Here is a 5,868-nt window from a genome sequence, read left to right as displayed (position 1 = left end):
GGCTTCAGCGAGCCGACGTCCGGAATCCGCCATGGCTCAGAGCCGTTGGCGATGGCGCCGTCGGACAACAGGATCACCGGGGTGTGATACGACACCGCGATGCGCACCGCCTCCAGGGCGGTCTCGAAGCAGTCGGATGGCGACCGCGGCGCCAGCACCGCGACCGGCGATTCACCGTTGCGGCCGTACAGCGCCTGCAGCAGGTCGGCCTGCTCGGTCTTGGTCGGCAGGCCGGTCGAGGGCCCACCCCGCTGGACGTCGATCACCAGCAACGGCAGTTCGGTCATCACCGCGAGGCCCAGTGCCTCGGACTTCAGCGAAATGCCGGGCCCCGACGTGCTGGTGACGCCCAGCGCGCCGCCGTAGGAGGCGCCGATGGCCGCGCAGATGCCGCCGATCTCGTCCTCGGCCTGGAAGGTGATCACGTTGAAGTTCTTGTGCTTCGAGAGCTCGTGCAGGATGTCCGACGCCGGCGTGATCGGGTAGCTGCCGAGCACGACGGAGATGTCGGCCAACTGGCCCGCCGCGACGATGCCGTAAGCCAGCGCGGTATTGCCCGAGATCTGGCGGTATTCGCCGTTCGGCAGGGTCGCTCGCGAAACCTCGTAGGTGGTACCGAAGGCCTCAGTCGTCTCCCCGTAGTTCCAGCCCGCTTTGAGGGCCAGCACGTTGGCTTCGGCGATGTCGGGCTTGCGGGCAAACTTCTCCCTGATGAATTTCTCGCTGGTCTCGATCGGACGCCCGTACATCCAGGACAGCAGGCCGAGCGCGAACATGTTCTTCGCGCGCTGGCCGTCCTTCTTGGACGCACCGATCGTCTCGACGGCGCCGAGCGTCAGCGTCGTCATCGCGACGGAATGCACGACGTACTCTTCCAACTCGTCGGATTCGAGCGGGTTGGTTACGTAGCCGACCTTCGTCAGGTTGCGCTTGGTGAACTCGTCGGAGTTCGCGATCACCATCCCACCGCGCGGCAAGTCACCGATATTGGCCTTCAGGGCCGCCGGATTCATCGCGACGAGGACATCGGGCCGATCACCCGCGGTCAAGATGTCGTAATCGGCGATCTGAATCTGGAAGGACGAGACGCCCGGCAATGTGCCTGCGGGAGCGCGGATTTCGGCCGGATAGTTCGGTTGGGTCGCCAGGTCGTTGCCGAAAAGCGCTGCCTCGGATGTGAACCGGTCTCCGGTGAGCTGCATGCCGTCGCCGGAGTCCCCGGCGAATCGAATGACGACTTGCTCTAAACGCTGCCGATCGGACCCGTTCCGAGAAGTCCCATTTTGAGAATCTGACCCGGCTGCGCTGCCGTTCGGATCCACCTGTCCGACCTCCATTTGTTAACCCGATAGGCACTTGGCTGGAGCTTTAGGGTACGCGCCATTCGAACCGCTCCAGCGCCCTCGCGCTTGTGTGTCACTGGTAGTACCAATTATGGCACTGTTTTTAGGCAAGCATGGGTGTCTCTAACATGCTGCATACAGGGGTTTTGTGACTAAAGCCGAAGTCAGCGAGGGGATCGCGGGGCAGCTAATTCAAAACTGTGGTATTGGTCACTTCCGTCCGTAAGCAGCGAACGTCTCACTAATTGCGGGGCGCGGTTTCCGGCATCGCGACCAGGTACAAGACGAAGCCCGCCGCCGCGAGGGCGCCGAGCGAGGCGAAGGCCGCGTTGTAGCCGGCCGCGACCACGACCGAGCCCGCAACGAGATTCGACACAGAGGCACCGATGCCCGTCGCGGCGGTCACCGCGCCGAGGCTGATGTTGAAGCGCCCGGTTCCGTGCGTCACGTCCTGCACGACGAGCGGGAACAGAGCACCGAATACGCCGGCACCGACGCCGTCCAGCAGCTGCACACCGACCAACCAGTACGAGTTGGCCGAGAGCGTGTAGAGAAATCCGCGCGCAGCCAGGACGGCGAAGCCGAGCAAAAAGATCGGCTTTCGACCCCACGAGTCGGCCTTGGCTCCGGCGATATAGGCCACCGGCACCATCACGACCTGGGCGGCGACGATGCAGCCGGCCATCAGCGCGGTCCCGACATCTTTGTTGTGCAGCGCCAGCAGTTGGCCCACCAGGGGCAGCATGGCCGCGTTGGCGAAATGGAACGCGATGACCGTCGCGGCGAAGATCATCAGCCTGCGGTTGTGCAGTAACACCGTCAGCCGCGACGGCGTTGTCGACGGTTCTCCGGTGGTGTGATCCATCCCCCGGGCGACGTCATGATCGATCGCATCGGCCGGAATCCGCAGCGTCGCAAGCACACTGGCGGCCGCCATGGCGGCGAGCACCCAGAACACCACGACGGGTCCGAAGAAGTAAGCCAAGCCACCGGTGATGGCCGCCGCCGACGCATTCCCCGCGTGGTTGAACGACTCGTTTCGCCCGACCCGCCGCGCGAACAACCGCGGACCGACGATGCCCAGGGTGATCGCGGCCAACGCCGGGGCGAAAAGCGAGCCGGCGATCCCGGTGAGGGCCTGCAGCACCGAGATCGGATAGAGCGTTGGAAACAACGGCATTGCCAGCGATACGGCGGTGATGGTCAATGCGGCGACGATGATCAGCGCCCGCTTGGCCGTGCTCCTGTCCACCAAAGCGCCGGCCGGCGCCTGCGCGACGATCGCCCCGATGCCGCCGGCCGCCATCACGAAGCCGATCGACGCCTGATCCCAGTGGTGGGTCAGCAACAGATATATCGACAGGTATGGCCCCAGCCCGTCGCGCACATCGGCCAACAGGAAATTCAGGACGTCCAGCGAATGCGCCAGTCGAGGCGCAAGGGCGTCGCTGGTTTGCAGGGGCGTGCGCGAGTGCTAGCTAGGCGCTCTTGTCGCGACGCTCGGTGCGCGAGGGCTTTCGCGGCACGATCGTCGGCAAGACGTTGTCCTGCACGGTCTCCTTGGTCACTACGACCTTGGCTACGTCGTCGCGGCTCGGGATGTCGTACATGACGGGCAGCAGGACTTCTTCCATGATCGCCCGCAGGCCACGAGCGCCGGTGCCGCGGTGAATCGCTTGGTCGGCAATCGCTTCCAGGGCGTCGTCGGTGAATTCCAGCTCCACGTTGTCCATCTCGAACAGGCGGGTGTACTGCTTGACCAACGCGTTCTTCGGCTCGGACAGGATCTTGACCAACGATTCGCGGTCCAGGTTGGTGACCGAGGCGACCACCGGAAGGCGACCGATGAACTCGGGGATGAGACCGAACTTGATCAGGTCCTCGGGCATGACCTCGGCGAAATGGTCGGTGGTGTCGATCTCCGCCTTCGAGCGAACCTCGGCGCCGAAGCCCAGACCCCGCTTGCCGACGCGCTCGTAGATGATCTTCTCGAGGCCGGCGAACGCGCCCGCGACGATGAACAGCACGTTGGTGGTGTCGATCTGGATGAACTCCTGGTGCGGGTGCTTGCGCCCGCCCTGCGGGGGCACCGAGGCCTGGGTGCCTTCCAGGATCTTCAGCAGGGCCTGCTGCACGCCCTCGCCGGAGACGTCGCGGGTGATCGACGGGTTCTCGCTCTTGCGGGCGATCTTGTCGACCTCGTCGATGTAGATGATGCCGGTCTCGGCGCGCTTGACGTCGTAGTCGGCAGCCTGGATCAGCTTGAGCAAGATGTTTTCGACGTCCTCACCGACGTACCCGGCTTCCGTCAGGGCGGTGGCGTCGGCGATGGCGAACGGAACGTTGAGCATCTTGGCGAGCGTCTGGGCCAGATAGGTCTTGCCGCAACCCGTCGGCCCGAGCATCAAGATGTTGGACTTCGTCAGCTCGACGGGCTCGTGCCGCGAGTCGCGGCCCTTCTCGCCGGCCTGAATCCGCTTGTAGTGGTTGTAGACCGCGACGGCGAGCGTGCGCTTGGCAGTGTCCTGCCCGATGACGTATCCCTCGAGGAATTCCCGGATCTCGACCGGCTTGGGGAGTTCGTCGAGTTTTACGTCGTCGGCGTCGGCGAGTTCCTCTTCGATGATCTCGTTGCAGAGGTCAATGCATTCATCGCAGATATACACGCCGGGGCCGGCAATGAGTTTCTTGACTTGCTTTTGGCTCTTCCCGCAGAACGAGCACTTCAGCAGGTCACCGCCGTCTCCGATGCGCGCCATGGTGCTTCAGGGCCTACTTCCTAATCGCCGTTCGTCGTGGTGTCCCGCATGTATCCCCCGACGCTACCCGCTTGGTCACGCCCGATGCGACCAATAACGCCGAATCGCGTCGGTGGTATTCATGCTTGTACGTCTGGATGAAACATATAGCCAGACGATGCCCGTCACTCGCGAAAGGCGCGCTTTGCGTGTCTTTGGCGTGTCGCAGTCGTTACCCGACCGAGGCTGTTGCGCGACGGACCGCTACTCCCGGTGGCGCCAACCAGAGCAAACGATCACCCGCGGTCTGGGCGGCCCCAAGAAATCACCCTACAGTGGCCGGGTGGAATTGGCCGGGAAGTTTGCATCGCCCAGCGAATTCGTGCTGCTCGACGGCGGTTTAGCCACCGAACTGGAGGCGCGGGGTCATGACCTGTCCGACCCGCTGTGGTCGGCGAAGCTGCTCCGGGACGACCCGCAGGCGATCGCCGACGTGCACGCCGCCTACTTTCGCGCGGGCGCCACGGTCGCTACCACGGCCAGCTACCAGGCGTCGTTCGAGGGCTTCGCGTCGCACGGGATAGCGCCGGACGAGGCCGCCGGGTTGCTGCGCCGCAGCGTCGAACTCGCGAGAAAAGCCCGTGACGAGGCGGAATCCGAGAGCCTCATGGTCGCCGCCTCGATCGGACCGTACGGCGCGGCGCTCGCCGACGGGTCGGAGTATCGCGGACGCTACGGACTGTCCGTCGCGGCCCTTCGACGATGGCACCGGCCCCGGTTGGAGATCCTGGCCGCCGCGGGCGCCGACGTGCTGGCGTGCGAAACCGTGCCCGATGTCGACGAGGCCGAAGCGCTCGTCGATCTGGTTCGCTCCGTCGGCGTGCCGGCCTGGCTCAGCTACACCATCGACGGCGACCGCACCCGCGCCGGGCAACCGCTCGCCGAGGCGTTCGCCGTGGCCGCCGGGGTCGACGAGATCGTCGCGATCGGCGTCAATTGCTGCGCACCCGACGACGTCCTCCCCGCGATCCGCGCCGCGGACATCGGCAAGCCGATCATCGTCTACCCGAACAGCGGTGAGCGTTGGGACGGCCGCGCCTGGACGGGCGAATCCCGCTTCTCGGCACGGCTCGCCCGCGAGTGGGCGGCGGCCGGTGCGCGCATCATCGGCGGGTGCTGCCGGGTGGGCCCGGCCGACATCGCCGCCGTCGCCGAAAACCGCTAGGCGGTCTGTGCGGAGAGCTTCCGGTACTCGAGAACCGTGTCGATGATCCCGTAGTCCTTGGCTTCGTCCGCCGTCAGGATCTTGTCCCGGTCGGTGTCCTTGCGGACCGTCGCGGCATCCTTGCCGGTGTGGCGGGCCAGCGTCGTCTCCATCAGTGTGCGCATCCGCTCGATCTCGGCGGCCTGGATCTCCAGATCCGAGAACTGGCCCTGGATCACGCCCTGAAGCGACGGCTGGTGGATCAGCACCCGCGCGTTGGGCAGTGCCATCCGCTTACCCGGGGTCCCGGCGGCCAGCAGCACCGCCGCGGCCGAGGCCGCCTGGCCCAGGCACACCGTCTGGATGTCGGCGCGCACGTACTGCATGGTGTCGTAGATCACCATCAGCGAGGTGAATCCGCCACCGGGCGAGTTGATGTACATGGTGATGTCGCGATCGGGGTCCAGCGACTCCAGCACCAGCAGCTGCGCCATGATGTCGTTCGCCGACGCATCGTCGACCTGGACACCGAGGAAGATGATGCGTTCCTCGAACAGCTTGTTGTACGGGTTGGACTCCTTGA

The 5,868-nt window shown here is 65.2% G+C and carries 5 protein-coding genes; 1 reads left to right on the top strand and 4 read right to left on the bottom strand.

What is annotated here, in order from left to right; translation table 11 throughout:
- From JOZ00_RS23330 to clpX, 3 genes are all read right to left on the bottom strand, one after another.
- Window positions 1-1,322, bottom strand: a 1,322-nt coding sequence (locus tag JOZ00_RS23330; protein WP_293348750.1) for a 2-oxoacid:acceptor oxidoreductase subunit alpha, incomplete at its 3' end; no start/stop codon positions are given.
- Window positions 1,323-1,584: 262 nt separating this feature from the next.
- On the bottom strand, window positions 1,585-2,802 hold the full coding sequence (locus JOZ00_RS23325) for an MFS transporter (protein WP_293348747.1): 1,218 nt from the start codon (window positions 2,800-2,802) through the stop codon (window positions 1,585-1,587).
- Between the two features lie 19 nt (window positions 2,803-2,821).
- Entirely contained in the window at window positions 2,822-4,102 is a 1,281-nt protein-coding gene (clpX, locus tag JOZ00_RS23320) for an ATP-dependent Clp protease ATP-binding subunit ClpX (protein WP_293348741.1), read from the bottom strand.
- Between the two features lie 361 nt (window positions 4,103-4,463).
- On the opposite strand from clpX, the gene mmuM reads away from it, so the two are divergent.
- Window positions 4,464-5,306 carry a homocysteine S-methyltransferase gene (mmuM, locus tag JOZ00_RS23315; protein ID WP_293348744.1) on the top strand — a complete coding sequence of 281 codons (843 nt, stop codon included), beginning with the start codon at window positions 4,464-4,466 and terminating at the stop codon, window positions 5,304-5,306.
- Here mmuM and clpP2 read toward each other — a convergent pair.
- Window positions 5,303-5,868: ATP-dependent CLP protease proteolytic subunit ClpP2 (clpP2, locus tag JOZ00_RS23310; protein WP_293348738.1), on the bottom strand; the 566-nt coding region annotated here is incomplete at its 5' end. The genes mmuM and clpP2 overlap by 4 nt on opposite strands.

It is taken from the genome of Mycobacterium sp. (assembly GCF_019243155.1).
Lineage (GTDB): Bacteria > Actinomycetota > Actinomycetes > Mycobacteriales > Mycobacteriaceae > Mycobacterium.
Note: the sequence above shows the minus strand (reverse complement) of the source record. Positions and strands in the feature narration are given on the sequence as shown.